Origin of the sequence: Vreelandella rituensis, assembly GCF_003336665.1 — a bacterium.
GTDB classification, from domain to species: domain Bacteria; phylum Pseudomonadota; class Gammaproteobacteria; order Pseudomonadales; family Halomonadaceae; genus Vreelandella; species Vreelandella rituensis.
In genome coordinates this window covers 1-25,801 of sequence record NZ_QPIJ01000027.1, presented here as the reverse complement: position 1 = coordinate 25,801, position 25,801 = coordinate 1, and the positions used below count along the sequence as shown (strand labels likewise).

The 25,801-nt window shown below is 58.3% G+C and carries 28 protein-coding genes; 7 read left to right on the top strand and 21 right to left on the bottom strand.

The features are described from left to right. Positions 1-399: 399 nt before the first annotated feature. The 14 genes from DU506_RS21650 to DU506_RS11835 form a co-directional block, all read right to left on the bottom strand. Entirely contained in the window at positions 400-552 is a 153-nt protein-coding gene (locus DU506_RS21650; RefSeq protein WP_181870752.1) for a hypothetical protein, read from the bottom strand. After that, positions 552-812: a hypothetical protein gene (locus tag DU506_RS11880; protein ID WP_114487142.1), complete on the bottom strand. Its 261-nt coding sequence runs from the start codon at positions 810-812 to the stop codon at positions 552-554. Before DU506_RS11880 ends, DU506_RS21650 begins: the two co-directional genes overlap by 1 nt. 172 nt (positions 813-984) lie before the next feature. Then, complete coding sequence (locus DU506_RS11875; RefSeq protein WP_147273750.1) at positions 985-1,233, bottom strand: hypothetical protein; 249 nt, start codon at positions 1,231-1,233, stop codon at positions 985-987. Further along, positions 1,230-1,430: a hypothetical protein gene (locus DU506_RS11870; RefSeq protein WP_114487140.1), complete on the bottom strand. Its 201-nt coding sequence runs from the start codon at positions 1,428-1,430 to the stop codon at positions 1,230-1,232. The genes DU506_RS11875 and DU506_RS11870 overlap by 4 nt, the downstream gene beginning before the upstream one ends. Then, positions 1,430-1,576, bottom strand: a complete 147-nt coding sequence (locus DU506_RS21645) for a hypothetical protein (RefSeq protein WP_181870751.1) — start codon at positions 1,574-1,576, stop codon at positions 1,430-1,432. Before DU506_RS21645 ends, DU506_RS11870 begins: the two co-directional genes overlap by 1 nt. A gap of 76 nt (positions 1,577-1,652) precedes the next feature. Continuing rightward, positions 1,653-1,817 (bottom strand): hypothetical protein, encoded by a 165-nt coding sequence (locus DU506_RS21640; RefSeq protein ID WP_181870750.1) that lies wholly within the window; start codon positions 1,815-1,817, stop codon positions 1,653-1,655. Positions 1,818-2,028: 211 nt separating this feature from the next. Beyond that, positions 2,029-2,331, bottom strand: a complete 303-nt coding sequence (locus DU506_RS11865) for a hypothetical protein (protein WP_114487139.1) — start codon at positions 2,329-2,331, stop codon at positions 2,029-2,031. Then, positions 2,331-4,790: a hypothetical protein gene (locus tag DU506_RS11860; RefSeq protein WP_114487138.1), complete on the bottom strand. Its 2,460-nt coding sequence runs from the start codon at positions 4,788-4,790 to the stop codon at positions 2,331-2,333. The genes DU506_RS11865 and DU506_RS11860 overlap by 1 nt, the downstream gene beginning before the upstream one ends. Next, complete coding sequence (locus tag DU506_RS11855) at positions 4,781-5,065, bottom strand: hypothetical protein (protein WP_114487137.1); 285 nt, start codon at positions 5,063-5,065, stop codon at positions 4,781-4,783. The genes DU506_RS11860 and DU506_RS11855 overlap by 10 nt, the downstream gene beginning before the upstream one ends. Beyond that, positions 5,062-5,196, bottom strand: a complete 135-nt coding sequence (locus tag DU506_RS22500; RefSeq protein ID WP_268877322.1) for a hypothetical protein — start codon at positions 5,194-5,196, stop codon at positions 5,062-5,064. Before DU506_RS22500 ends, DU506_RS11855 begins: the two co-directional genes overlap by 4 nt. Continuing rightward, on the bottom strand, positions 5,193-5,399 hold the full coding sequence (locus tag DU506_RS22800) for a helix-turn-helix transcriptional regulator (RefSeq protein WP_114487136.1): 207 nt from the start codon (positions 5,397-5,399) through the stop codon (positions 5,193-5,195). Before DU506_RS22800 ends, DU506_RS22500 begins: the two co-directional genes overlap by 4 nt. A gap of 500 nt (positions 5,400-5,899) precedes the next feature. Beyond that, the gene (locus tag DU506_RS11845; RefSeq protein WP_114487135.1) at positions 5,900-7,186 is read right to left on the bottom strand and encodes a tyrosine-type recombinase/integrase; all 1,287 of its coding nucleotides are present in this window, start codon (positions 7,184-7,186) and stop codon (positions 5,900-5,902) included. Between the two features lie 300 nt (positions 7,187-7,486). Then, positions 7,487-10,528, bottom strand: coding sequence for an efflux RND transporter permease subunit (locus DU506_RS11840; protein ID WP_114487134.1), 3,042 nt, complete (start codon positions 10,526-10,528; stop codon positions 7,487-7,489). Continuing rightward, the gene (locus tag DU506_RS11835; RefSeq protein ID WP_235825555.1) at positions 10,529-11,629 is read right to left on the bottom strand and encodes an efflux RND transporter periplasmic adaptor subunit; all 1,101 of its coding nucleotides are present in this window, start codon (positions 11,627-11,629) and stop codon (positions 10,529-10,531) included. 174 nt (positions 11,630-11,803) lie between these two features. Between DU506_RS11835 and DU506_RS11830 the strand changes: the two genes are divergently transcribed. Further along, complete coding sequence (locus tag DU506_RS11830) at positions 11,804-12,427, top strand: TetR family transcriptional regulator (RefSeq protein ID WP_114487132.1); 624 nt, start codon at positions 11,804-11,806, stop codon at positions 12,425-12,427. 5 nt (positions 12,428-12,432) lie between these two features. On the opposite strand, the gene DU506_RS11825 is transcribed toward DU506_RS11830, so the two are convergent. Continuing rightward, complete coding sequence (locus tag DU506_RS11825; protein WP_114487131.1) at positions 12,433-12,747, bottom strand: carboxymuconolactone decarboxylase family protein; 315 nt, start codon at positions 12,745-12,747, stop codon at positions 12,433-12,435. A 167-nt stretch (positions 12,748-12,914) separates the two neighbouring features. Between DU506_RS11825 and DU506_RS21950 the strand changes: the two genes are divergently transcribed. From DU506_RS21950 to DU506_RS11805, 4 genes are all read left to right on the top strand, one after another. Beyond that, positions 12,915-13,796 (top strand): phosphatase PAP2 family protein, encoded by an 882-nt coding sequence (locus DU506_RS21950; protein WP_114487130.1) that lies wholly within the window; start codon positions 12,915-12,917, stop codon positions 13,794-13,796. 82 nt (positions 13,797-13,878) lie between these two features. After that, positions 13,879-14,763, top strand: coding sequence for a putative selenate ABC transporter substrate-binding protein (locus tag DU506_RS11815; protein WP_114487129.1), 885 nt, complete (start codon positions 13,879-13,881; stop codon positions 14,761-14,763). After that, complete coding sequence (locus DU506_RS11810; protein ID WP_114487128.1) at positions 14,763-15,428, top strand: ATP-binding cassette domain-containing protein; 666 nt, start codon at positions 14,763-14,765, stop codon at positions 15,426-15,428. Before DU506_RS11815 ends, DU506_RS11810 begins: the two co-directional genes overlap by 1 nt. Then, positions 15,428-16,903, top strand: coding sequence for a PhnE/PtxC family ABC transporter permease (locus DU506_RS11805; RefSeq protein ID WP_114487127.1), 1,476 nt, complete (start codon positions 15,428-15,430; stop codon positions 16,901-16,903). The genes DU506_RS11810 and DU506_RS11805 overlap by 1 nt, the downstream gene beginning before the upstream one ends. 50 nt (positions 16,904-16,953) lie before the next feature. On the opposite strand, the gene DU506_RS11800 is transcribed toward DU506_RS11805, so the two are convergent. After that, a complete protein-coding gene (locus DU506_RS11800) occupies positions 16,954-17,682 on the bottom strand; it encodes a hypothetical protein (RefSeq protein ID WP_114487126.1) in 729 nt (242 codons plus the stop codon). A gap of 75 nt (positions 17,683-17,757) precedes the next feature. After that, the gene (locus DU506_RS11795; RefSeq protein ID WP_114487125.1) at positions 17,758-18,300 is read right to left on the bottom strand and encodes a hypothetical protein; all 543 of its coding nucleotides are present in this window, start codon (positions 18,298-18,300) and stop codon (positions 17,758-17,760) included. Between the two features lie 389 nt (positions 18,301-18,689). Here DU506_RS11795 and DU506_RS11790 point away from each other — a divergent pair, with 389 nt between their 5' ends. Together DU506_RS11790 and DU506_RS11785 are read left to right on the top strand one after the other, a co-directional pair. Next, a complete protein-coding gene (locus DU506_RS11790) occupies positions 18,690-22,541 on the top strand; it encodes an AsmA family protein (RefSeq protein ID WP_114487124.1) in 3,852 nt (1,283 codons plus the stop codon). Further along, positions 22,541-22,858, top strand: a complete 318-nt coding sequence (locus DU506_RS11785) for a BON domain-containing protein (protein ID WP_114487123.1) — start codon at positions 22,541-22,543, stop codon at positions 22,856-22,858. The genes DU506_RS11790 and DU506_RS11785 overlap by 1 nt, the downstream gene beginning before the upstream one ends. A 9-nt stretch (positions 22,859-22,867) precedes the next feature. On the opposite strand, the gene moaA is transcribed toward DU506_RS11785, so the two are convergent. From moaA to DU506_RS11770, 4 genes are all read right to left on the bottom strand, one after another. Continuing rightward, entirely contained in the window at positions 22,868-23,857 is a 990-nt protein-coding gene (gene moaA / locus DU506_RS11780) for a GTP 3',8-cyclase MoaA (RefSeq protein WP_114487122.1), read from the bottom strand. Then, positions 23,854-24,015, bottom strand: coding sequence for a hypothetical protein (locus DU506_RS21630; protein WP_181870749.1), 162 nt, complete (start codon positions 24,013-24,015; stop codon positions 23,854-23,856). The genes moaA and DU506_RS21630 overlap by 4 nt, the downstream gene beginning before the upstream one ends. 38 nt (positions 24,016-24,053) lie before the next feature. Continuing rightward, a complete protein-coding gene (locus DU506_RS11775; RefSeq protein ID WP_114487121.1) occupies positions 24,054-25,319 on the bottom strand; it encodes a molybdopterin molybdotransferase MoeA in 1,266 nt (421 codons plus the stop codon). Continuing rightward, on the bottom strand, positions 25,316-25,801 hold a 486-nt coding region (locus tag DU506_RS11770; protein WP_114487120.1), incomplete at its 5' end, for a molybdenum cofactor synthesis domain-containing protein. The genes DU506_RS11775 and DU506_RS11770, both read right to left, overlap by 4 nt.

Genomic DNA, 25,801 nt, shown 5'->3' with positions numbered 1-25,801 from the left:
GGTTCATGCGCTCCAGGTGGTGGTCAGCGGAGGTTGTCGATAGGCGAGGTGGTGAAATGGGGCGGTAGTGCATCCGCAGGCGAGAAGGCACCAACGCGGCTTGTCACGCGGCTTTGAATCAAGCGGTGGTGGTGGCCCTGCAAACTCGAAAACCAGCCTCTATCCGGGCGCTCGGAGCCACCGTGGCTGTGGGTAGTCGCTTAGAGGAACCTAGCGTTTTCCCCAGCGCATAAAGCCAGCGCGATTGCCGAGCAAGCGCTTGTCGTCATGGTGAATTGGGCAGCGACTTGCGAAACGAAACGCGGATAGGCAATGCCGAAAATTAGCCGTAAGCCGGGGTCAGCGTTCTCGTGGCACATTGGAGTGCTCGGCATCGGTGCGCGGAAACTGTGACGCTAATCACACTTTGAGCGGAGGTTGTACTTCATCGCTCAGTTGGCGTTGTTGAGGCTTGACTGGCTTAGCGTCGTCACCTTCATCGGCGGCGCTGCGAACCAGGGCGTAGTATCCGGCGATTGCTCGCTGAGTTGGCTTTGCTCGCTGTCGCTTCATCACATACCCCCCTGGGGTCGAAAACTTGGGTATCGGGACTTGTGGCCGCTGCATCGTTCGCCATTCAGGAAACGGGTAATTCTATCCACGCGGTCGGTCACATAAGCCCCCACCCGGCGTGCTTCATCAGCGTCATAACCTTCTGCCACCCGGTATCTGTGAACGTCATCACGCAGCCGAGCAAGCTCCCGGCGAGTCGCGGCATCTTCTTGCCAGCTTGGCGGGGTCATTTCCAGCAATGCGATAGCGGCGTCGATCATGGCGGATTTCCCTTTTGAATCAGCGATTAACCCTGCCCATTATACTGTATATAACCCCATGGTTTCACACTGAAACAGCCGCTTGTCTTCAACGCCATGGCAGACGTTCAGGCACAAAAAACCCGGCGCTGAATGGCCGGGTCATTGGTGGAGCGGTGCTGTCGCTAGGTCGTTACTTGATGACTTCAAACTCAGCATCTAACGCAGGTTCCAGGCTTGCATCAGGCATATAGCTAAAATCTCCATTAAGGCGAGCGGCATAATCTCTCACGACTTCTACCAAGCCAAGGGCTTCAGCCAGTGCTTCATCTCGGCTAACTGTATCATCCATTTCAATGTAATCACGCAGGTCGATTAGCTGGCTCCATGCGTTATTACTTGAGAATTGGATCATGGCTGCCAAATCGCTCTCGTTCATCATGCGACTTCCTCCACTGGCTTACGGTGAAGCTCGGCGCCGATGGCGTCCAGGCGTTCCCATATTTCCGCTACAGCGCCGCTCATCACTTCCCGGCTAGGCTCATCAGTGCCTTGGCTCAGGTACGTTTGCAGCATTGACGCGAGCGCCCATGCACGTTGGGAATGAAGCTCGATGTTGTCGATCTGTTGTGCGGTCATTATTTAGCTTCCTTGCGAATAAGGGCGGCGGCGAGCGCCACGATAGCGGGCGTGATTGGTTCAGCCCTGAATGGTTCGAGAACGTCCAGTAGACGGCCTAGCTGGGCGCTGTTCATCGACGGCAGTGTGGTAGTATTGCCTTGCATCGCGGGTTCTCTCCAAAGGTTCGCGGTGTCATGCCCTCGGGATCTGTTACAGCAGATTGCCGGGGGCGCTTTCGTTCTACGCCTTGTGACGCTTCACGTATTCGTCCAGTGCAGCCCGAACCATGTCAGCAAGGCGAACATCCTCCCCGCTTTCCATGCGGCGCTTGCGGGCTAGCTCGTCCAGTGCATCGCGTGTTGATTGCGGCACTCTTACGCTTAAATGGCTCATGTTATCGGGCATTGCTATATTCCTGTGTTCGCGTATTACGCGTACTACGTTATCCCAGCTTTTAGGGTTAATCAATGAATAAAGCAATAAAAAAGCATTAGTAAGCATGGCTCCCGAAAATTAATCAAAGCAGCGCTAGGTGTGCATGCCGTTCCTAGCAACGCCATGGCGGACGCTAAGCACAAAAAGCCCACGCATTGGTGGGCTTCGATGGGCAGCGGGTCTAGTAGTTATGCTCGACGCGGATATCGTCACGTGGCCAGCGGCCCTGGGCAGACTCTAACGCCTCTTCATACGTCATCACCTTGCCGAGCATGGTCATAGGTTTGCCGTTTCGCACGACGCGCCAAGCTATGCGCGTATTGTCATTGGCGGCCAATAGTTCACGCAGCAAGTCGGGTTTATGCTCACGGATCCAGACACGAACGTCTGAGGTTATGTTATCGACTGGCCAGACTGATATGCGGTTGCCGGGAAGCGGCTCAACGTGAAGACCTAGCCGGTTGAGGTAATCTATAGCAGCCATTAAAAGACCTCCGCATCTTCAGCACCTAAAGAAACTCTTTGATATGAAGTCCTAGAAGTCCTAATGTCCTGCTCCCCATGCTCATCTGCCAGGACTTCAGGACTTGCAGGACTTGGATCCCATGAGTTTCTTTTGCTGGCCATTCCTACGCGCCATTTCACAGCGCCGCCAATCTTCCCGAGACACTGGCACTCAATCCCAAGTTGGCGCAGCGCCGGGGCGGCACGTCGCATGGCATCCCCCAGCCCTTTAGCTGAGCGCGGCCACGACTCACAGCCTCTCGGCTTATAGTCTTCGAGTAAGGTGAGCCAATATTTTGCGGGGTGGTCTCTCACTTCGCCCGGATGAATTTCTGCCCAGTCCCTAACAGCCGTTGCCACCGGGCTAGCATCCAGGGTGCGCTCCAGGCCGTCTTGACGAGCGACGTTGAATTGCTCCATGAACTTGGCCGGATCCTCCCCCATCGCCTTAGCAACGGCCATGCCCAGATAGGCGAACTCCACCAGGCGCGGACGCTCGGCAGCGGGAAGTGACATTTCCGGCAGGTACTCCAACGCCTTGGCGGTAATGTCGAGCAATGCGCCAATAATGCCGGGGCGGTTAGACTCGAACGCCTCTTCGAGACTGTCCTTTGTCTGAGCGCTTTGAATTACCGGCAACTCCACTGTGATAGTGCGGCTCACTAGGTCTTGCTGAGTCACAGCGGCGGCAATGCCATTTAGGATCACTGGACGCTTGAGCGTGATTACCGTCTCTTCACTGTCGCTATACAGCTTTCTACGGGCAAAGCCTCCACCAGTCGCCACCACGCATAAGGCATCCTGTAGTTGTGCCGGAAGATGACTGACGTTTTCCATGCTGATGGTGTGGTTAACTCCCCCACTGACAAACAAGTCTTCCGCTGATTTCGGCACGCCTCGCAGGTCGGCTGCGTTGGGATCAACTAGCTGACGCAACGCGGACTGCGTGCCACTCTTCCCGCTCCCTTGCTCGCCAAGTAATTCCACCACCGGATAAGGCGTGTCAATTCTCAGGCACTCTACGAGCCAGGCCACCACCAGCAGGCGCGATTGCGGAGGGATATTGGCGATATTCCACAGCCCGTCGATACTTCCGCCATGGGTTGGTTCAGGTAGTGGTTGGGCGCTTTCCGAACGGCAAAACATAATGTCGCCGGGATGCTCGACAACTTCCCAATGCCCTGGGCGGATCTTGACGGCCTTACTATTGCCAGCCATGCCGAGGTCGAGCCAATACTCTTTATTGGCCTTGGCGACGCGCACAAAAACAGTGCGCTGTTCCTGCATCGCCAGCCCTTCCAGCGTCATGCGGGCCTCGCGTAAAGACTGGTCTCGAACCGCCTTTTCTTCCTGCTTATAAAAAGCTGCCGTGAGCCAGTGCCGGAACGCCTTGCTCGATAATGGCCGAACCTCGCCGGTATCGCGGCTGCGAGCATAGGCCACGTCATTCACATCATGGAATAGCTCATGGTATGCCTGAACAAAACCGACGATCTTGTCAGATTGCGCTTGTTTCTCGCCATCCTCATCACCTGCCGGGGCTAATGCGGGCGCGGTAGCAACATCCCCTGCCGGTACTGGCAAGTCGTAATCGCGGCTTTTGAGGAGTTCGAGCAATGCCTCTTTACTACCATCGCTGTCTAGCCAGTCAGAAACATCACCCTTTTCAGGCAGCCCAGCCAACGCCACGACACGCACTTGAGCGCCGACGGCTTCCAGGGAGGCGCGCACTTTTTCGGCATGGTCACGGCCCGCTACATCGCTATCGGGTAGCACTATCACGCGACGATTGGCTAGCGGCTCGCTGTGTGCATTTGTCCACTTACCGGCACCGCCTGCATTACAGGTGGCGAGCAATCCCAGCTTGGCGAGGCGGTCAGCATCTTTCTCGCCTTCCACAACAAAAACCGGCGCGTCTTGGTTCGCCAATAGGTCGGGCAATCGGTACGGCACCTGCCGAACGCCTTTGACGCTCCACTTCCAGCCGTTGCCATCCGGGCGGCGCTGACGGAAGCTCTTAGGCTCCATGCGTACCGCCTGAAAAAGCAGCGTGCCGTCTTCATCAGCGTAATCGTAAGTCTCGACTATGCGGGATTTGGCTTTGGCGTCAGTGCGCTCCTTGAACCCGTTACTCTCTAGCCAGCGCAATTGCTCGGCACGGGTACTGAGGTTTAGCTCATGCGCTAACAAGTCGAGAACGCCTCCGCCGACGTCCTCTTCATGTGAGAACCAGCGGCCCGCTTCAATATCCACAGCCATGCTGCCGTGCGTACCAAAACGCAGATTGTCGCCTTTGGTAAGCTCTGCGTTTGGATCGCCCAACAATTCCCGCGCTACCGGCTCCATCAGTGCAGTAAAATCGCAGGGCGTGCTATCATGCGCTTGGATTTGATTCTTTTGCGCTCGGCTTCGGTCGGGCGTTTTTGTTTTTAGCTGCATAGACCACCCCCGGCTCGACCTACTTCCAGGCGGAGTTTCTGGCGGGCGCGGTAGAATCGGCGCTTGAGACGCTGGAGTTCCTGATAGCGTGGTTCGGTAGCTCGCCGGGCGCTTTCAAAACGCGGGTCATCAGCGGTCATTCGACCATCAGGGCGACCGTGTTTAGAGAAGTAATTCGTTAGGGTGAAAGAATACTCTTCCTTAGCTTCATCAACGGCACGCTCGGCCTGAACAAGCGCCACCGCAGCAGCGGCGATACGGATCTGATTCTTCATAGCTCACCCCCGAAGTCTTTATCAAACTGCTCCGGGGCGGAGTAGGCGCGGGTGGCGTGGGTGGATCCCTCGATATAGTCGGCAGCACCTTTGAGGGCGGCGCGGCGGAGCTGGGCAGCATTAAGAATCATGCTGACACCTCCGTACTTTTCAGCCAGGTATCAAGATCTGACGCGTAATATCTGACGCTCCGACCCAGTTTAATGTGCTTTGGGGCGCAGACGCCTGCGAGCTTGCCGGTGTGGCGGCTCTGGCGAAGGGTTGCGGGTGCAAAGCCTAGGTATTCAGCGGCTTGGCGCTCTGCTAGGCACTTTCTTGCAGGGTTGGCGGACATGTCCGACCTCCACTTTCAGAGGCCAGCAGGTAGGAAAGGAATCACAGAATAGCAGCGTAGCTATTGCTTAAATTTAAGCATGGAAGCTACACTAGAAAGTAAGCCAATGCCTTTACGCACTGGCCCATGCTCTCTAGCATAAATTACGCAGATTACCTGCCGACGTTGGCGCGTCGGGCTTAAGGTTTTTTGCGTCTCGCTGTTGAGCATCTGCAAAACCTTTCCGCTTGCTGGCGGTTCGTGATGACTAGGGCTTTTCCTTCTTGGCGGTTGGAGGCCCTAGCCTCATTTCACTGGATTGTTCCCCAGCGTTATTACTGATCTGCATTGACTAGTATATGGAATGCACGGACGAAGTATAGACTTGACTTTCCACCATATAGATCTCTTTTCGGGCTTTACATACCACATATAGACATTGCCATCAGTTAGCAGCGAATTAGCTCCTTTGCGTGTCGCATGGTTCTGTAGGCACCCTACCCGGCGCTTTTCTGAAAAAGTCACTTTACCGCCCTTTTCATCGGAACGACGTTTTCCGCATCTCTGGCCACTTGGCTGGCGATTAGATCCCCCCATGCCTGCCAGGCAAGCCGCTGTTCTTCGGCATACCCGGCTCGCTGATACGTGGCGACCAAACTATCTTCGGGAACGTGATTCAACATGCGCTCGACAATGTGCGGCTGAACGGCGCAATACTCGCCAAGGCCGGTGGCAAAGCTCCGACGCAAGTCGTGTACCGAGAACGGCACAACGTCGCTTAGGGGAGCGCTCTCGTCTCTCTCGCGGCCTTTCCTGCCTTGCAGCCTCATCATTGCGGTGGTGATAGAGCTTGCGCCTATTGGCTGGCCTTCCACGCGCCCATGGAAAACATACTCCCCGTGCCGGTGAAGGGATCGTAAAAGATCCTTGGCGGCATCGGACAGGTAGACGGTATGAGCCTTGCGGTTTTTGGTATCGGCGGCGGGCATGATCCAGACACCTTCATCCAGGTCGATGAACTGCCACTTGGCTAACAGCAGCTCGCCACGGCGCTGGCCAGTCAGGATCAAGAACTTCAATGCAGCGGCGGTAGACTCGGCAAGATGCGTTTCATCAATGGCGATCCATAGGCGGCGCAATTCTTTTAAGTCGAGCTTGCGCTCCCGAGGTGCGGCCTTGGAGGCTCCGATCTTCGACGGCTGGATACCCTGGGCCGGATTGATCTCCACTTGCCCCCGAGTCTCTGCGAAGTCGAACATGCCACGCAGCATGGTTAGGCACTTGCGAGCCTGCTCCCGGCTCTGATCCTCTGCCACTTCGGCTATCACGCCTTTAACGTGCTGGCTGTCCACTCGCTTAACCAGGAAGTCCCCAAGCCGAGCATCAAGGTAGTATCCCCACCGCCACCGCGTTTGCTCCACCACAGTTTCAGACGGCGGGCGCTTGGTGCGATTGGATGGGGCCTTGGCATAACTGACGATCCATTTCTCGAACAGCTCTCGCACTGTCCATGCCGCTTGGTTCTTTGTCTTGCGCTCCCTCTTCACGCGCTTAGGGTTGATCCCATCAGCTAGCAGCTTGGCGGCCTCGCTGTGAGCCTCCCGAGCATCCTGAAGCGTCACGCTGGGATAGCGGCCAAGTGAAAAGGAGTCTTGCTTACCATTGTGGCGAAAACGATAGTAAAAGCTCTTGGATCCAGTCGGCTGAACGCGAATAGCCAGGCCGCCGCCATGGGGAGACTTGATGGCCTCCCAATAAACGGCTTCTTCTGGCTTCAATGCTTGGATCTGGCGATCAGTGGTTATCATGCTCGGCCCCTATTCGTCACCACTTTGGTAACTGCAATTGGAGTCTATAACCACTAACAACGATATACAAGGAGGAATAAGATAAAGGTGTAACCTGCCTGATAATAAGGACTTTTCTTGTCTGTCGTTATCACTGGCAATCTATGAGTTTTGCCTTCGGGAGGCAGAGGTCGTAGGTTCGAATCCTGCTATTCCGACCAAAAAATTCAATAAAAACGGCCACTTAGCTCATCGAGCAAGTGGCCGTTTTTTGTTGTGCTCTGCTCCAGGTTCCAATGGCTTAACGCTCAAGCCAAGCCATTATGCCTGTATCCGAATGCGATACAGCACGCAATACACCACCGGCAGCACCACCAGCGTCAATAGCGTTGCCACCCCCAGGCCGCCGATCAGGGCCACGGCCATGCTGGAGAAAAACGCATCGTTGATCAGCGGAATCATGCCCAGCATGGTGGTCAGCGCCGCCATGGCTACCGGGCGCACGCGGCTTACCGCTGCACGCACCACGGCATGGTAACGATGCTCGTGTAGTGGCAACTGCACGTTGATTTCCTCGACCAGCACAATGGCGTTCTTGAGCACCATGCCGATCAGGCTCAGGGTTCCCAGCAGCGCCATGAACGAGAAAGGCAAGCCGGTCAGCAACAGAGCCCCCACCACGCCGATTATCGTCAGCGGTACCAGCGACCAGATCGCCAGTGCCTGGCGCAGGTTGTTGAACAGCACCACCGTGATGATGAACATGACCACCAGCCCCAGCGGCAGGGAGGCGAACAAACCACTCTGCGCTTCGCCCGCGGTTTCGTACTCGCCGCCCCATTCCAGCCGGTAGCCCGGGGGCAATTCAAGCGCCTCGACCTCGGGTCGAATCCGCTCCAGAACGCTCGCTGCGGTAACGCCGCTCAGCGGATGCGGCTCGGCATACACCGCCAGCATGCGCTGACGATTGCGGCGCAATATCAGCGGGTCGGCGACCTGGGTGGTGACCTGCTCGATGACCTGGTCGGCCGCAATATAGCGACCGCGCTCCTCGCTCCAGACATTCAATGAACCGAAGTTATCGACGTCGTGACGCTGCCCGGGCGCCGCCCGGGCGATAATCGGAATCAGGTCACTGCCATCGCGGTAGATACCCACCTGGGCGCCACTGGTATTGAGCGCCAGGGTATCGGCCAGGCCGGCGCGAGTGACACCGAGGCGACGTGCGGCATCTTCGAGAAATACCGGTTTGATGACTTGCACCCGGTTGCGCCAACTTTGTCGCACACTGGTCGCCAAGGGCTCTTCATGGAACAGCGCCTCGACGTCGGCACCAAGTTGGCGCAGCACCTCAGGGTCGCTGCCGTAGAGCCGCGCTTCAAGCTTGGCCTTGGGCGCGGGGCCGACTTCCAGCGGCATGATTTTGTAGTCGACGTCAGGGTGGTAACGTTCAAGTGCCGCCTCCACCTCGCCCATGCGCTGATGCTGAGTCTGCTTGTCCGGCGTTTCCACAATCAGTTGCGCGTAGCTGGCATACCGTTCTTCAGGTGAATAAGTCAGGGTAAAGCGCTGTGCACCACCGCCCACCACGGTGGTCAGATGCTCGATGCCTTCCATCGCCATTACCGTCTCTTCGAGTTCACTTATCCGCCGTTGGGTCTCGAGGATATCGGTACCCTCCGGCATCCAGTAATCGACGAAGAAGATCGGCGTATTGGAGGCCGGAAAAAAGGCATCCTTGACGAAGGTGAAACCATAGCCGGCGCTCATCAGCACCAGCCCCACCATGACCAACGTTACCCAGCGCAGGCGGATACCGAGGGTAATCAGGCGGCGAAACAGCTGGTACACCGCGCCACGATAGGGGTCCTGCTGCGCGTCTCCCCCGCTGACATTGCGAAAGAACATTGCAAAGAAGAACGGGGTCAAGGTCAGCGCCGTCACCCAACTCAACAGCAGCGAATAAAGCAGCACGAAAAACAGCGAGCCGATGAATTCACCGGTGGTGTCCGGTGAAAGCCCGATAGGCGCGAATGCCGCCACGGCAATCAAGGTCGCCGCGAGCAGCGGCCAGGCATTCTGGCGGACTACCTGATGGGCGGCCTCACGCACCGTCAAGCCGCGTTTGAGCCCCACCAGCATGCCTTCGGTCACCACAATGGCATTGTCGACCAGCATTCCCAGGGCGATGATCAGCGCCCCCAGAGAGATTTTTTCGAGCTGCAGGCCGTGAATGCGCATCATCATGAAAGTGCCGATGATGGTAATCAGCAGAATCGACCCCATCAGGATACCGCTGCGCCAGCCCATGAACAGCATCAGCACCACGATAACGATGGCCACCGCCTGGATCAGGCTGATCAAGAAACCGGAGACGGCATCGTCGACGACCTGCGGCTGGTCGTAGACCACGTTGAGTTCCATGCCCACCGGGGTACGGGCCTCGAGCTCGGTCAGGCGCCGGTCAAGTCGCTCCCCGACATCGACGACATTAACACCGCTCTTGAACGACACCCCCAGCGACAGCGACGGTCGCCCCATGTCGCGATACAGCTGTTGCGGTTGATCGGCCAGGTCACGGTAAACCTCAGCAATATCACTCAGCCGAACCAGCTCGCCATTGCCTTCACTGACGATCAAGGCCCGCAAGTCTTCGATATCGGCAGCACTTCCCGTGGGAGAAACCAGAAAGCGGCGTCCATTCTGTTTCAGGTGGCCGGCATCAGCGACGGCATTCTGGGTATCGAGCAATTGTTGCAGGCGCGCAAGGGGAATGTTCAAGGCGCTCAGGCGCTCACGATCGACCTCAACGTAGATACGTTCCGGATGCTCCCCTCCCAGCGAGACCTTTTCCACCCCATCGACCAGCGCCAACTCACGCTTGAGAAAATCGGCATGATCCGCCAGGTCGGCCATCGCATAGCCTTCGCCGGTGAGATTGACCATCAAGCCGAAGACATCGCCGAAGTCATCGTTTATGTGCGATTGACGCGCTCCTGGCGGCAAACGTGGCTGGGCGTCTTCCACCTTGCGCCGCAATGAATCCCATAACTGCTGGAGCTCACCCTCCTGCACGGTGCTTTGCAGTTCTATGGTGATCTGCGACAAACCATCGGAACTGATCGAGCTGATGCGCTTGATGCTGGGCATTTCCTGGATCGATTCTTCAAGCGTGGAAGTGACCTCCTGCTCCACTTCCCTGGGGGTGGCGCCGGGATACGCCGTCGTCACCAAGGCGTTGCGAATAGTGAACTCGGGAAACTCGAGCTGGCCCATGTCAAGAAAGGACAGCGTCCCGCCGACGAGCAGCACCACGGTCATCAACCAGCTAACCGCTTTATGGCGTAGAAAATAATCGACCATCTAGAGACCCTGTTCCTTTTTCCAGGGGATGACCGACATGTCGGCGCGCAAGCGACTCGCTCCCGCCGCCACCAAGCGATCCTCAGGCGCCAGTTCACCCCTGACTTCGAGACCGGCCGAGGTCAGCGAGCCGACTTCCACCGGAACCGACTCGATGCTGTCGGGACTCTGAAAACGCCACACGCGGGCCTGATCGGGGTTTTCGCCCGCATAGCTCACCGCCTCGGGGGGAACCCGCCACACCGGCGTCACGTCTTGGGGCATCCAGGCACTCAAATCCAACCGGACGGTGGCACTCATTCCATCGAGCAAGGTGATGTTGTCTGGCTGGGGCAGCGTGAGCGTGATTTCATAGGCCAGGCTTTGGGCGTCGGCCTGGGTGGTGTAAGACTTGAGTTGCGCCAGGTAGACAGAGCCATCCTTCGAAAAATACACCTCATGAGCCAGCATGTTGCCAAAGGGAAGCGCGCTGTCGTCGGCGGGGACCATTCGCCGCACGATCTGCTCCGGCAAGTGAAACACCACATCCAATTGGCCGGGCTGCTGGATCACCGCCACCGTTTCCTTGATCTGCACCATTTGGCGATTATCGACGGGAACGCGAGCGATCACACCGTCATAGGGAGCACGCAAACGGGTATGTTCAAGCTGCTCATCGGCCTGCTCAAAGGCTGAACGTGCCGCACGCAATTCACTTTTGGCCTCATCGAAACGCACCTGGCTGATAGCCCCCCGCTCCAGGGTGTAGCGCATGCGCTCAAACGTCGCCTCGGCCAGCTCCAGGCTGGAACGAGCGCTTTCAAGCTGGCTCCGCGCGTTGCTATCGTCGATACGGGCAATAATCTCACCGGCTGAGATTCGCTGGCCCGCCGCGACATTGAGCTCCAGCAGCTCACCAGCCGTGCGAAACGACAGATCGCTGCGGGTGGAGGCTTCAACACGAGCCGGGAAGTGGCGCATCAATGCAGCGCCGGCATCGTCCAGGGTGAGCAGCTTGACCGGCCGGGCTGAAGCGGGCTCCAGCGTCTGCGACTTTTCACAGCCGGCCAACGTCAGCAAAGCCAGAACCCCCAACAGCAGGCGTATACGGATGACAGGCACGGTGACAGCTCCTCGGGATATGAACGCTCGGGACTCGAAAACAGCAAGCGCATTTAGGGTGAGTGCATATTCACTGACATTCATGAATGTCAGTGAATATGGGTATACTAATCACCACGAGGCGACTTTGCCATGCGTCGATGACAAGATAGGAATAATTTACCGGGAGCCGTCATGACTCGAAGAAAGGAAGAAGCCGAACGTACACGTGAGACAATTCTCGATGCTGCCGAAGCCACCTTTCTGGCTCAAGGCGTATCGCGCACTACCTTGGCGCACATTGCCAAGGCCGCCGGGGTAACGCGCGGGGCTATTTACTGGCATTTCGAAGACAAGGCGGCACTCTTCGACGCCCTTTTGGAGCGCGTGCGTATACCCATCGATGAAATCGTCGACCTGGCCGAGCAGGGCGCACCGACTTTTCCTGCCGATAGGTTACGGCAAATTGCCCTGGGCGCCTTGAAAAGGATGCACGACGATCGACAACTGCAGCGCGTCTCCACCATCGTCTTTCACCGCTGCGAAAAGCTTGAAGACTACCACCCCCGGATCAGCGTCATCACGCGACTCTCCCAGCATGCCCAAACCCGGGTGGAGCAACTTTTCGAAGCGGCCAAGCAGCAAGGCACGCTGCGCGCCGGCCTAACCCCGACCAGCGCCCGACGTCAGTTTCATATGCTCCTGATCGGCGCCTGTTTCGACTGGCTGCAAGACATTGAGCAATATTCGCTTGCCGAAGAACGTGACGCCATCGTCGAGACATTGATGCGCGGACTGTTTGTCATCGAGCCTGACTAGCATTTCTAGTCAGTGATATCCTCGATCCAGGTCAGAGCGGCAACGCCACTAGGCAGCCCCAAGGTGGGAATGGCCAATATGGCTACCTGCTTCAGCGCTTCCGGTGACTCGCCTTCTTCCAGGCCGCGCCTTACATGAGAGTGTACCGCGCCTTCAGAGCCTGCGCCCACAGACAATGCCAGTTTTACCAGGCGGCGGGTGCGTTCATCCAACGGGCCAATATCGGCACATGCCTTGCCCAACGCTGCATAGGCATTCCAGACATCAGGGTACTGCTCGGCCACCTGGCCGGCACCAGAGGGAAGTTCCTGTTTTGACATGTAATTGCCCTTCTATAGAAGAATATTGAAACCAAGAGATGAATAAGCTGACTCGTTTAGCTTAGCCACTTGAACGCTTCAAGCAAACACTCCACCGGAAAGCCGCTTTCGATAATGGCTATAATCGCAAGCACAAGATAACCAGTGGTCCAATTCAAGGATGACTCATGCCCTCATTAGCCGAATACATTGCCGACTATGCCTTGCCGATAGTGGTGGGTTTAGTGCTTGGCTTATCCGCTGTCATCGGTCTGATACTGTATGGGTTTGTACGCTACAAAGTAAGCCTGTATCACACACTGTATGGGCTTTGGCAAAGAGCGGGCGGTGAGAAATTGGCCGAGAAATTTTTTAGGCGTTACCCTCGCCTTGATGATTTTGTAAAGCAGCGCATCTTCCCCCTCGCTTATCTGGGGGTGCATATCGCCGTTTTTTTCGCCTTGCTGGTTATCGCCCTTTTAACCTTCAGTGAATTGATCGAAGCGCTTTGGGAAAGTGACGAGGTGGTCACGTTCGATCTCGCACTGGTGGATGCGTTACAGCGGCGTATCTCGGCCACGACGCTGCAAATCTTCGCGGCGGTGACCCGTCTGGGAGATGTCACCACCATCGTCGTATTGGGTTTGCTGATGGGCGCAGTGCTGTTAGTGAAGCGGCAATGGGTAACCTTCATCGCCTGGACGCTGACCCTGCTAGGCGGGGCGCTGTTCAACCAGGTGCTTAAAGAGCTAATTCAGCGTGAGCGCCCCGAGGTAATGGAACCCTTGATCGCCGCCCACGGCTGGGCCTTCCCCAGCGGCCATGCCATGGGGGCTACCTTCGGTTACGGCATGTTTGCCTACCTTTTACTTCGCAAGCGAAAAACACCCTGGCGGATTCCGGCCATCCTGTTCTTCGTCGCGGTGGTATTGCTGATCGGCGCCAGCAGGATTGCCCTGCAGGTGCACTACTTCAGTGATGTGATCGCCGGATTCTCCGCGGGCCTTATCTGGCTGGTGATCTGTATTACCGGCACGGAACTCGCGCTGCTTCGGCAGGAAAAGGAGTAACGCAAAGTACAGCCATGCACCAAGCCAAGCGGTGCGGTATGCTTCTTCCGAAAAATCCCCTGACTTCTCTCAAGGACACTTCATGTCTCGTCGCCCCGCACTGGCGCTTGTCACCCTCTTCGTCACTCTCTTTGTCACGCTGGCGGCCGCCCCCTTGGCTGTCGCCAATACCTTGGTGTTCACCGCCATTCCCGATGAAGACGAGACCCGTTTGCAGGAACGCTTTCAGAGCGTCGCCGGCTATCTTTCCGAGGCGCTCGACGTGGATGTACGCTTTATCCCGGTCACCTCCTACGCCGCGTCCGTCACCGCCTTTCGCAACAATCAGGTACAGCTCGCCTGGTTCGGCGGCTTCACCGGAGTTCAGGCGCGCCAGATGGTCCCCGGCTCCATTGCTATCGCCCAGGGCGTTGAAGACCCCGAATACAAGAGCTACTTCATCGCCAACCATGCCACCGGTATCAAGACCCATGAAGAAGACACCGCCCCGCAAGCGCTGCGCGACGTGACCTTCAGCTTCGGCTCGCAAAGCTCGACGTCCGGCCGCCTGATGCCCGAATACTTCCTGCGTGAGCACCTGGGCGCCTCGCCCGAGGCACTTTTCGAGCGTGTCGGCTTCAGCGGCAACCACAGCCGCACTATTTCCCTGGTGCAATCGGGTGCCTATCAGGCCGGCGTGGTCAGCTACAAGGCGTGGGAAAATGAAGTGGCAAGCGGCGCTGTCAATCTCGATCAGGTCCAGGTGATCTGGGAAACGCCCACTTATCCCGACTATCAATGGACGGTACGTGGCGACGTCGATGCGCGCTTTGGCGAAGGTTTCACTCAGCGCCTGCAACGGGCGCTGATCGACATGGACGACCCCGAACTCCTGGCAAGCTTCCCGCGCAGCGGCTTCATTCCTGCGGAAAACGCCGACTACCAGGAGCTTGTCGAGGTCGCTCGCCAGCTCGACCTGCTCGACTGATGGCCACTGCCTTGCCCACCTTTGCCTTGAAAAATGCTGTCGCCGACTACGGCGAGGAGCGCGTGCTCGGCCCCCTGAACCTGCGCCTTGCGCCCGGCGAACATCTGGCGCTGGTGGGCAAGAGCGGCGCCGGCAAGTCGAGCCTGCTCGCGGTAATGTACGATCACTGGCATGCGCAAGGCGCAGCGCTGATGCCCCAGGACCTGGGGCTGGTCGCCAATCTTTCGGTGTTTCACAACGTCTATATGGGACGCCTGGACCGCCATCCCTGGTGGCGTAATCTGCTTACCCTGGCCCGCCCCTTGAAAGGTGATATCGCCGAGATCGACGCTCTGCTCACTCAGCTCGGTATTCAAGAAAAGCGCTGGACGCCCTGCGGTGAACTCTCAGGCGGGCAGCGCCAGCGCGTCGCCGCTGCCCGGGTGCTCTATCAACAGGGCCGGATACTGCTGGCCGACGAACCCGTCTCGGCGCTGGACGGCCCTCAGGCAGAAAGCGTCATCCGGGCGTTGCTCGCCACTTATTCGATGTCGGTGCTGGCCATGCACGATCTCGACCTGGCGCTGCATTTTTGCACCCGGGTCATCGGTATACAGGATGGCGCCATCGCCGTGGATGCTCCCAGTCGGACGCTGACCACCGCCGATCTCATGCCGCTCTACTGATGCCCTTGACCCCGACCGCACGTGTCAGCCTGAGCCTGATAGCGCTCGCGCTGGCATGCTTGTTACTCGGCGATTTCGAAATCAGCACGCACGCTCCCTGGCAGGCGCTCGGGCGTCTCTTCATGGGTCTGGTTCAGCCGGACCTGTCACGCGTCGACTTTCTCGGCGAGGCGATCCTGCGTACCTTGGCCTTCGCCTTTGTCGGGGTGGGGCTGGGCGCCGGTGCCGGCTTTCTGCTGGCGCTTGCCTTTCAACATCTCTGGGTGCGCACCTTCTGCGCATTCATCCGGGCGATTCACGAGCTGTTCTGGGCATTGATCTTTCTGCAGAGCTTCGGCCTGCACCCCATTACCGGGGTGCTGGCCATCGCCATTCCCTATGCGGGTATTTTCGCCAAGGTGTACGCGGAAATTCTCGACGAGACCGACCCCGAACCCACCCGCACCTTGCCCCATCGAGTCGGGCGGTTCTCGGCGCTGATTTACAGCCGAATCAGCCAGGCCTGGCCACATCTGGTCAGCTACACGTCCTACCGGCTGGAATGCGGCTTGCGTTCGAGCGCGGTGATCGGCTTCGTCGGCATGCCCACTCTCGGCTTTCACCTGGCGGGCGCTTTTGCCCAAGGCCACTACAACACCGTCGGCGCCTTGTTGATTCTGTTCTACCTCCTGATCGGCACCTTGCGGTTCTGGGTTCGCCCTCGGTTGCTGCCCTTATACCTGATCGTAGCGCCCTTCTGTCTGGGCACCGGCCTTCCCATCATGTGGAGCAACGTCTCGCGTTTCTTCACTCAGGACATCGTTCCCGCCCCGCTTCGCCAGGGTGAAGGCATCGAGGGGCTGTTGCCCTGGCTCGGTGAGCTTATGCTCAACCAGGCGCTGCCAGGCATCTGGAATACCCTGCTGCTCACCCAGATAGCCTTGGCGCTGACCGGAATACTCGCCATGGCGTTGTTTCCATTGATTTCACGCCACTTCACCGGAAAGCTCAGCGTAACTTGCGGCCATGTAATTCTGGTGGTGATGCGCGCCACCCCGGAATATCTATTGGCCTTCATCCTGTTGCAGCTATGGGGGCCTTCCATGCTGCCCGCCGTGGTGGCGCTGGCGCTGCATAACGGCGGCATCATCGGCCATCTGGTGGGCAGGCGCAGCAACGCAATTCAACTGCGCCAGGATGCTCCAAAGGGCTTCAACCGCTACGCCTATGAGATCACCCCCCGGGTCTACGGCCCCTTCATGGGGTTACTTTTCTATCGCTGGGAAATCATCATGCGCGAGACGGCGATTCTCGGCATCCTGGGCATTGCCACCCTGGGCTTTTACGTCGACAGCGCCATTCAGGAAATTCGCTTCGACCGCGCCATACTGCTGATCCTGATCACCGCCTTGCTCAACATCGGGGTAGATATCCTCGCTCGTCGCCTGCGGGCGCACCTGCGCCTCAGGCATAGCATTAACCGCAAGCACTGCTGAAAAAGGTGCATGGATAGCATGCACCTTTGGTTTCACCCACCAGAGCTTCGTCAGTCTTGCTCAGTGTCCGTATCCTCTGTTTCCGTATCCTCCGTTTCCGTATCGTTTTGGTCTTCCGAACTCGAATTCAGCATCGCGGCCGGACCTTCGGTGTCTTCTGTCCCCACGGGGGTTGGCGGAGTCTGGCTGTCGGGGTCCCGCATGTTGCGTTGGTTGGTGGCACCTTGCTGATTGCCGCTTGCGCTCCGACTGCGGGCGGCATCTTGCAACCCCTGTACATAGCCCTGGCGGTAGCCTCTCATTAGGCCCTGCTCAAGCCCTTCTTCCTTACCCTCGAGGTAACCTTGCAAGAATGTGTGGGCATCTTCCGGGTTGCGACCTTGCGATTGGTCATACCGGCGGCTCTGTTGATCTCTCTTATCCTGGCCATACCTGTCGCTATCGCGCCGATATTGCTGACGGTCTTGCTCATCCCAGGGCCGGCTACGCTGCGGGTCTCTTCGACCGTAATCATCATAGCCATTGCTATCGCTTCGGTATTGACGGCGCTGATCCTCCCACGGCTGGTTGCGCTGCCTATCCCTTTGATCGTAATCACCGCCGTAGCGGTCGTCGCGATATTGCTGACGATCCTGGTTATCCCTTGATTGATAGCTTTGCTGGCTTCTTTGGTTATTATCGTAACCGTAGCCATCGCTGTGGCTACCTTGTTGTGCAACCGCCATGTTTGCAGAAAGTGCGGCCGATACGGCAGTCGCGATGATCAATTTTTTAAACATAGCTCCTCCGGGAAATCGAATAACCACTTAAGTTGAAGCAGCCTGTGATTAAGCACTGGCTACCTTTAAACTGGCTTAGTTGCGATTCTGGTTATAGCGGTTACGGTCCTGATCTCGCCAGCGGTTGTCCTGGCGATCCTGCTGGTAACGGTCGCGATCCTGATCACGCCACTGGTTATCCTGACGGTCCTGCTGGTAGCGGCCTCGGTCCTGGTCCCGCCAGCGGTTGTCCTGGCGGTCCTGCTGGTAGCGATCACGCTGATCGCGCCACTGATTGCGTTCCTCGTCGCGCCAGCGGTTGTCCTGGCGGTGCTGATCGCGCCATTGATTGCGATCCTCGTCGCGCCAACGGTTGTCCTGGCGGTGCTGATCGCGCCATTGATCGCGATCCTCGTCGCGCCAGCGATTGTCCTGGCGATGCTGATCGCGCCAACGGTTATCCTGACGATCCTGCTGGTAGCGGTCACGGTCTTGCTCGCGCCACTGGTTGTCCTGGCTGTAGCGGTTACGGTCTTGATTTTGCCATTGATCATCCTGCTCCCACTGCTGCGCCATGGCAGGCCCAGTAGTCGCCAATGCAGTCGAAATTGCTGCTGTAATGAGTAGTTTCTTGAACATGACCATCTCCTTTAGTCATTAGACGAAACTCAAGCGTAGCTTTCAGGTTGTCATAACCAAGCCATACAGCAATCAAGCTAGCTGCCATCTTTGTAAATTAAAAACAGTCGCGCTTTATTTTTTTCAAACAAATTTTCACTTATTAAATAAACGTTAGATCTAAAAATTCAATGACTTGAAAATTCAAACTGCTTGTTAAAAATCTCATAAAATATAGATAAGACAAAAAAATGGCTTTCTTGCCACCGTAACTTCGCCAAGTGTTCAAATGCAGTTCCGGGGTTCAGCGACTACATTGACTATTGGAAAGGTGAACTTGAGAAAAATGTCGCAACAGACTCCACGCGTATCGACACGCGTAATTTTTACGCTGCAGAGTAACCGACCCAATGAAACATCCAGCTAAAAAATTCCTGCGTTGGTGGTGGCTTGTCCCGGTCATCCTGGTGGCGCTTATCGTCGCTGCTGTGGAACTGATGTCCTGGAATTTTTTAAAGCCCGTGATCACCGAACATATCGAGGAGGCAACCGGACGCTCGACAGCCATTCACGGCGATGTGGGAATCAGCCTGTTTCCTCGTCCGCAGCTGTCGCTTCACGAAATCGAGCTCGACAACCCCGAATGGGCCGTTTCACCGCAGATGCTCAAGGCACAGCGTGTCAGTGTCTCACCATCACTCAGCGACCTGATCCAAGGTGAGGTAGTGCTGGATAACATTGAAATTGCCGGCTCGACCCTGAATCTGGAGCGACGTGCTGAGGCTCCCGCCAACTGGATGTTTGATGACGCACAAGCCAATCGGCAAGCAACCGACGAAGGTACCCCTTCGTCTTTGGATATCCGCAACCTCTCGCTATCCGACTCAGAGGTGCGTTACTGGACTGCCGAGGCCGACACTCCGCTCGAACTCTCCGTTTCATCGCTGCAGATGCAAGCGGATGACGAAACCTTGCACACCCAGGCGACACTGACATTTCAGCAACGACGCTTTGAACTGCAAGCACAAACTGACCCCATCGAGGCCTTCATCGACGATGCCCAGGCATTCGGTGGCGAGTTTACGCTCAGCTCCGGCGAGAGCCAGTTCACCAGCACATTCGAGGTTCCCCAAGCGCCGGTATTAGATCGATTAGAGGCGAATGGAGAGCTCAGCCTGCACAATCTCGCCGACTGGGCACAGTGGCTGGAACTACCTCAGTTCGAGCTGGATAGCCTCGAGATAGCGGCACGTCTGGAGCGTCAAGACAGCGAATGGCGATTACACGACATCGACACAGCAATCGCCGAGAGCCAGATAACCGGTGAACTGACGATGGATACCGCCGGTAAAGTGCCAAGTATTGACGGCCAACTACAGTCGTCACAGCTCGATGTCGCGGCTTTACGCGCGGTCTTGCCGGAACCCGAGGTGCAAACGGGCCTCTCCGTGCCCGTGCTACCCGATTTACGCGGAGAAACCGCTCTGTCCATAGACCGCTTGATATTGGAACAGACACAGCTTGAGAACATTCAAACTCAGGTGCAGCTTGCTGAGCACTCCGTTGCGCTTGAACCCCTGACCTTCGACATTGCAGCCGGCAATGTCGAGGCCGAGGCAAGCCTGACCAGCAGCCCTGAAAAAGTTGCCGCAGCGGCGCAGATCAACCTGCAAAACCTGGACATGACGGAGCTGAATAGTGCCCTGCCCGCTGGCGACACTCTGGACGCCGAACTCTCTCTTGAGCTTCGGCCACTCGAGCAACGCCCGACGTTCGAGCTCGATACGCTGCTTGCCCAGTTGCGTATCGACAATGCCCACCTGGCTTATCGCAACGCCGAGGCCGGCAGCGACCTCGAGGCGACACTCGAGACCACCGGCGAGCAAGAGCCGCCACGGCTGCGGTTGAATGTGAATGGCACCTTCCGCGACAAGCCGCTGGACATGCAGGTCAGGGGCGCTGCGCTACCCAGTCTGGTCGACCTGGAAGATGGCTCGCTGCAACAGGATTACCCGCTTGAAGCTGAAGCCACCTCAAACGACTTGTTCGCTCAGGCGGACACTACCCTGGCTTCGATTTTGGCGCCTCAGACGCTTGAAGCGGATGTGGTCCTCGACGCGGAAAGCGGCCAGGCGCTGGAAAACTGGACCGGCCCGGTTTTGCCCCCTTTGCCCGAGTTTCGTCTCGCGGGCCGCTTGAGCCGTGATCATGAACAATGGAGCGCCACCAGAATTGACGGTGAGATAGGCTCGACCAATGTCAGCGGAAACGTTGAAGTTCTCACTACCGAACGCCCGGCAGTGAACGTCGAGCTGGATGCCGGGCGCATCGATATTGCCCAGTTGATTTCCGCTACTACTCAAGCGTCGGACGATGAAGCCCAGGCTGATGAAGAACAGGACGACTCCCCATTGGCCGCGTTACGCAGCTTCGATGGACAGCTGGAGCTAAACACCAATACGTTGGTGTTACCCAACGGGCTCGAGCTGAACGAGCTTGCGCTGGACGCTGAACTGGAAGAAGGCAGGCTACAGGCAGAGCCTCTCCAGTTTCGCCTGGGTGGAGGATCAGTTGCCGCTAGCCTTGCACTGGACATGACGCAGCCAGCCGCTTCCGGGCGCCTGGACGTCGATCTAGACGACATTTCTCTGGCCAGACTGGGCGACACTTTCACGCCCATCGAAGACCGGCTTGGCAGAGTATCCGGGGAACTGCACATGGCAATGAATGAAACGCTCCCCGACGACAGACGCGATGATCTGCTGTTGCCGTTCATCGGCCGTCTGAGCTTCGAGCCTTCGGAGCTGCGTTTCAGTGACCCACAGGCCGACACCCGACTGACCCTGAGCCTTGAAACCCAAGGTCCTGCCACCGGGGCGCAAACGTTCCAAATGCAAGGTAACGGTCGCTACGATGGCGCACCGGCCTCGCTCAGTCTACGAGGCGACCCCCTGCTCAATGCCCGTGACCCGGACCGCCCCTATGCGGTGGATCTCGAGGCGGATATCGTCGACACACAAATCAGCCTGGAAGGCACACTTCTACGTCCCCTTGCGCTGGAAGGGCTGAATCTCGAACTCGCTCTGGAAGGACCGAATCCACAACGCCTGAGCCGCCTGCTAGGCTTCGCGCTGCCGCAGCTCCCACCCTATTCGGTATCGGGAGGCCTGGACTTGGAAAACCAGCGTTGGACCTTTACCGATATGCAGGGATTGATCGGCGACAGTGATCTCAATGGGCGCCTGGCACTCGACACCGACACCACGCCGCCTCACCTGCGCGGAGAGCTGAGCTCCGAGCATCTCGATATCGCGGACCTGGGCTTTCTCGCCGGAGTAACGCCGGAGGAAATCCAAGCCGATGATCGTTTCGTCCTGCCCGATGCACCCATCATCACCGATGCATGGCAAGGGGTATCCGCGGATGTAAGCTACCGGGGGCAATCCGTGCGTGCCGGGGATATTCCATTAAGCAACGTGGTCATCGACTTTGCTCTTCAGGACGGGCGCGGACAGTTCGATCCTGTGGGTTTCGGCGTGGGTGAGGGAAGTGTCGATCTCACCCTCGATCTGGATGCCGGCACCCAACCCCCCAGCGGTACGATGCAGGTGGAAGTCCAGGGAGTGGATCTCAGCGATGCGCTACGCAACTGGGACCTGGCTGACGACAGTGTCGGCATCATCGGAGGCCGCGGCAAGCTCTGGATTGAAGGTGCATCGATTGCGGAACTACTGGCCTCCGCCGATGGTGGCGTGGTCTTGCTGATGACCGGAGGAAGACTCGAAGCCTTGCTTGTGGAGATCGCCGGGCTTGATGCCGGCCAAACGTTTCTGAGTTGGCTACGGGGACGCGACCCCATCCCCATCGATTGCGCTTACGCCGACCTCCAGGCGAGAGACGGCGTTACCCAACTGGATACTTTCGTAGTGGACACCGACGACACCACGTTCACTGTCGGCGGCCAGGTGGACCTGAACACGGAGCGCCTGGATATTAGCATCATCGCCCACCCCAAGGACCCCAGCGTCTTCGTCGGACGTTCACCGCTTCATCTGGGCGGTACCTTCGATAGCATCGAAACGGGTGTGCACCGTGAAAACCTTGTGATGCGCGCCGGTGCCAGCGCGGCGCTTGGCGCCCTTGCCGGTCCCATTACCGCCCTCTTGCCGCTGGTGGACGTTGGCGCAGGCCCCAACATGGAATATTGCCAAGGATTGATCAGTCGTGCTCGCGAAGCCATGGACGAGGGGGGCATCGAATAATGCGTCAACGCCACTGGTTCGACACCCTGATGATGGGGAGCGTTCTCATAACCGGGCTTCTGGTCGGCTGCGCCGACACGCCGGTCAAGGAATCCGCCAGGCTCGAGCAGCAGGATTCGGCTGAAGCGGTGCAGATCAAGGCCCGACTTCTTGAAGCATCGGATCTGGCCGGTTCGGCCATCGACGTCGATCTGGAGGGCGACCGAGCCATCCTGAGCGGTTTCGTCGAGACCTCGCAGCAACGCGAACGGGCTGAGGCCATTGCACGAGACCATGAACAGGTGAATGCGGTGGAAAACAACATCACCGTTAAATAACCCGGGCTCTCAGCCGCCCGTCATGTTCATGAAGCGCACCACCTGCACATCGCCGTCGGTGGTGAAATGATGGCGTTCGGGCTTGAAGCGCATGGCATCGACAATCGCGGCCTTGAGGCGTTCCAGGTCACCGGGATGGCGGCGTATCACGCTGCGCAAATCGACCGAATGCTCGTTCCCCAGGCACAGCAGCAAGCGCCCCTCGGCGGTCACCCGTACCCGGTTGCAGGCCTCGCAGAAATTGTGGCTGTGCGGTGAGATAAAACCGATGCGCGATTCACTGTCGGCCATCCGGTAGTAGCGTGACGGCCCCAGGGTGGTTTCGGTGGTGGGTAACAGCGCGTGCTCAGCTTCGATGATGCTGCGCACCTCGTCACTGGAACAGAATGTCTCGGCACGATCGTGCTCACTCACCTGCCCCAGCGGCATTTCCTCGATAAAGCTGATGTCCACGTTTTCGTTGCGGGCGAAGTCGACCAGATCGAGAATTTCGTCGTCATTGCGCCCCTTGAGAATCACGGCGTTGAGCTTGATGCGGGTAAAGCCCGCCTCGCGGGCGGCACGGATGCCGTCAATGACCCGCTTGAGGTCGCCGGTGCGCGTGAGTGCCCGGAAGCGCTCGGGCACCAGGGAATCGAGGCTGATGTTGAGCCGGGCAAGGCCACCCTGGTGCAGTGCCTTGGCATGCTTGACCAGACCGCTGCCATTGGTGGTCATTGCAAAATCACGCAGCCCTTCAAGGCGACCAATCGACTCGACCAGCGTTTCGATCCCCTGGCGCACCAGCGGCTCGCCGCCGGTGAGACGGATCTTCTCCACGCCCAGCTCGACGAAGGCTTGCGATACCGTGGCGATTTCCTCAAGGGTCAGCACTTGAGCGCGTGGCAGGAAGGTCATCTCCTCGGCCATGCAATAAACACAGCGAAAATCACAACGGTCGGTCACCGATAACCGAACATAACGAATCGTGCGGCCGAAGCCGTCAACCAGGACACTCATTGGGTATTCTCCGTATGCACCTGCAGCCGGGCGATCAGCTCACCGACTTCAGCTGAAACTTCAGTCTCTTCGCCCTCACCATAGAGCATTCCGTACCGCTTGCGAAAGCCATGCTCATAGAGCTTGACGTGTTCGCCAGGTTCAACGATGCCTCTCATGGATCAGCTCCCGCAGGTCGGTTGCCGTCGGCGGCCCCTCAGGTGAGGAATTGGCTGCTGGGACAATAGGTAACGTCATCGCCTTTTTTCACCTCACTGCGTGGATCTATGATCAGGTAACCGTGGGCCACCGCCGCGGCGCTCAACATGTGCGACCCCTGGCCACCTGCCAGCAACGCCACCGGTCCATGCTCGGCATCCTCCAGCACCACTCGCAGGCATTCGTAGCGTTGGCGATTGGCGCGATGCGCAAAACCGGCCTTGACGGTAAAACGTTCCAGCCGATGCGGTGTTCGCCCCTGCAGGCCCTGCACGAACGGTAAGGTGAGCAACTGCCAGCCCACCAGCGAGGCCACGGGATTGCCCGGCAGGCCGATCAACGGCACATCGGCGGCGCTAGCATCGTGCAGGGTGCCGAAGGTGAAAGGCTTGCCGGGCTTGAGCGCTATGCCATGGAAATGCAGGCTGCCCAAGGCATCCAGCACTGGCCGCACATGGTCTTCCTCGCCGACCGAGACGCCGCCGGTGCAGATCACCATGTCGGCGCTGTCACGTGCCTGGCTCAACGCCGTCCTCAAGGCTTCGGCGGTATCGGCAATGATGCCTTTATCCACCACCTCACAGCCCTGCTCCGCCAGCAAGGCTTTCAGCATGGCCGCATTACTGTTGTACACCTGGCCGGGGGCGCGTGGCGTGCCCGGCTCGATCAGCTCATCACCCGTGGATAGCAGCGCCACCCGTAACCGCCGCTTCACGACGACCTCGGCAATGCCATGGCTGGCAAGCAAGCCGATGGCCGCCGGACTCAACCGCTCACCCGCCGCCAGCACCAGGTCGCCATGACGGGCTTCCTCCCCACGGCGGCGAATATTGGCACCGAGCGTGACTTCCTGAGTGACATGTATCCGCCCCTGCTCATCGCAGTGAACACGTTCCTGGGGAACCACGACATCGGCTCCCTGGGGCACGGGAGCCCCGGTGAAGATGCGCGCACAACCGTCACTTGGCAGGCTCATCACTCCGGCACCGGCGGGAACGCGTATCAGCACCGGCAGGCCGTCTCCCTGGCGCTGGCTCTGTTCAAGGTCGGCCAGGCGCATGGCATAGCCATCCATGGCGCTGTTATCTTCGCCGGGCAGGTCCAGGGCCGCCAGGGCGGGTGTCGCCAACACGCGCCCCACTGCTCGAGAAAGCGGCAACGTCTCGCTGTCCATGAGCGGCATGGCGGCGTCGATCAGCCGGGCGCGAGCGTCCCATAGATCGAGCAGACCGGTGGTGGGATTGTCCGCACAACCACAGTTCATACGCTGACCTCCTGCGCTATTTCGGTGGAGCGGCTGGCACAGTGCTGGCTATCCGGCAGCACCATGGCCACGAAGTTGCAGGGCCGGGTGCGCGCATCCAGTTGTGCCGCGATAATATCATCCCAGGCGGTGGCGCAGGCCCTGGGCGATCCGGGCATGGCGAACACCAGGCTGCGGTTGGCCACGCCGGCCACCGCACGGGACTGCATCGTTGAGCCACCGATCGTCGCGTAAGAGCGCTGACGGAACAACTCGCCATAGCCATCGATGGTCTTGTCGAACAGCGGCGCCAACGCTTCCGGCGTGGTGTCACGCACCGTGAACCCCGTGCCACCGTTGACCAGCACCGCCTGGATATCCTCGCGGGCGATCCAGTCGCTGACCACCGCCCGGATACGATAGATATCGTCGGCGACGATGCGGCGCTCGACCAGCACATGGCCGGCCGTGAGCAGGCGCTCGCTGAGCAGGTCGCCGCTGCC

Coding starts and splice junctions, on each gene's coding strand:
- DU506_RS11830 (WP_114487132.1), top strand. CDS start 11,804: ATGACTCGAAGAAAGGAAGAAGCCGAACGTACACGTGAGACAATTCTC.
- DU506_RS22800 (WP_114487136.1), bottom strand. CDS start 5,399: ATGTCCGCCAACCCTGCAAGAAAGTGCCTAGCAGAGCGCCAAGCCGCT.
- DU506_RS11795 (WP_114487125.1), bottom strand. CDS start 18,300: ATGTTCAAGAAACTACTCATTACAGCAGCAATTTCGACTGCATTGGCG.
- DU506_RS21630 (WP_181870749.1), bottom strand. CDS start 24,015: ATGAGAGGCATCGTTGAACCTGGCGAACACGTCAAGCTCTATGAGCAT.
- DU506_RS21640 (WP_181870750.1), bottom strand. CDS start 1,817: ATGCCCGATAACATGAGCCATTTAAGCGTAAGAGTGCCGCAATCAACA.
- DU506_RS11790 (WP_114487124.1), top strand. CDS start 18,690: ATGAAACATCCAGCTAAAAAATTCCTGCGTTGGTGGTGGCTTGTCCCG.
- DU506_RS21645 (WP_181870751.1), bottom strand. CDS start 1,576: ATGCAAGGCAATACTACCACACTGCCGTCGATGAACAGCGCCCAGCTA.
- DU506_RS11815 (WP_114487129.1), top strand. CDS start 13,879: ATGTCTCGTCGCCCCGCACTGGCGCTTGTCACCCTCTTCGTCACTCTC.
- DU506_RS22500 (WP_268877322.1), bottom strand. CDS start 5,196: ATGATTCTTAATGCTGCCCAGCTCCGCCGCGCCGCCCTCAAAGGTGCT.
- DU506_RS11775 (WP_114487121.1), bottom strand. CDS start 25,319: ATGAACTGTGGTTGTGCGGACAATCCCACCACCGGTCTGCTCGATCTA.
- DU506_RS11875 (WP_147273750.1), bottom strand. CDS start 1,233: ATGATGAACGAGAGCGATTTGGCAGCCATGATCCAATTCTCAAGTAAT.
- DU506_RS11880 (WP_114487142.1), bottom strand. CDS start 812: ATGATCGACGCCGCTATCGCATTGCTGGAAATGACCCCGCCAAGCTGG.
- DU506_RS11845 (WP_114487135.1), bottom strand. CDS start 7,186: ATGATAACCACTGATCGCCAGATCCAAGCATTGAAGCCAGAAGAAGCC.
- DU506_RS11870 (WP_114487140.1), bottom strand. CDS start 1,430: ATGACCGCACAACAGATCGACAACATCGAGCTTCATTCCCAACGTGCA.
- DU506_RS11865 (WP_114487139.1), bottom strand. CDS start 2,331: ATGGCTGCTATAGATTACCTCAACCGGCTAGGTCTTCACGTTGAGCCG.
- DU506_RS11810 (WP_114487128.1), top strand. CDS start 14,763: ATGGCCACTGCCTTGCCCACCTTTGCCTTGAAAAATGCTGTCGCCGAC.
- DU506_RS11825 (WP_114487131.1), bottom strand. CDS start 12,747: ATGTCAAAACAGGAACTTCCCTCTGGTGCCGGCCAGGTGGCCGAGCAG.
- DU506_RS11860 (WP_114487138.1), bottom strand. CDS start 4,790: ATGCAGCTAAAAACAAAAACGCCCGACCGAAGCCGAGCGCAAAAGAAT.
- DU506_RS21650 (WP_181870752.1), bottom strand. CDS start 552: ATGAAGCGACAGCGAGCAAAGCCAACTCAGCGAGCAATCGCCGGATAC.
- DU506_RS11785 (WP_114487123.1), top strand. CDS start 22,541: ATGCGTCAACGCCACTGGTTCGACACCCTGATGATGGGGAGCGTTCTC.
- DU506_RS11805 (WP_114487127.1), top strand. CDS start 15,428: ATGCCCTTGACCCCGACCGCACGTGTCAGCCTGAGCCTGATAGCGCTC.
- DU506_RS11840 (WP_114487134.1), bottom strand. CDS start 10,528: ATGGTCGATTATTTTCTACGCCATAAAGCGGTTAGCTGGTTGATGACC.
- DU506_RS11855 (WP_114487137.1), bottom strand. CDS start 5,065: ATGAAGAATCAGATCCGTATCGCCGCTGCTGCGGTGGCGCTTGTTCAG.
- moaA (WP_114487122.1), bottom strand. CDS start 23,857: ATGAGTGTCCTGGTTGACGGCTTCGGCCGCACGATTCGTTATGTTCGG.
- DU506_RS11800 (WP_114487126.1), bottom strand. CDS start 17,682: ATGTTTAAAAAATTGATCATCGCGACTGCCGTATCGGCCGCACTTTCT.
- DU506_RS21950 (WP_114487130.1), top strand. CDS start 12,915: ATGCCCTCATTAGCCGAATACATTGCCGACTATGCCTTGCCGATAGTG.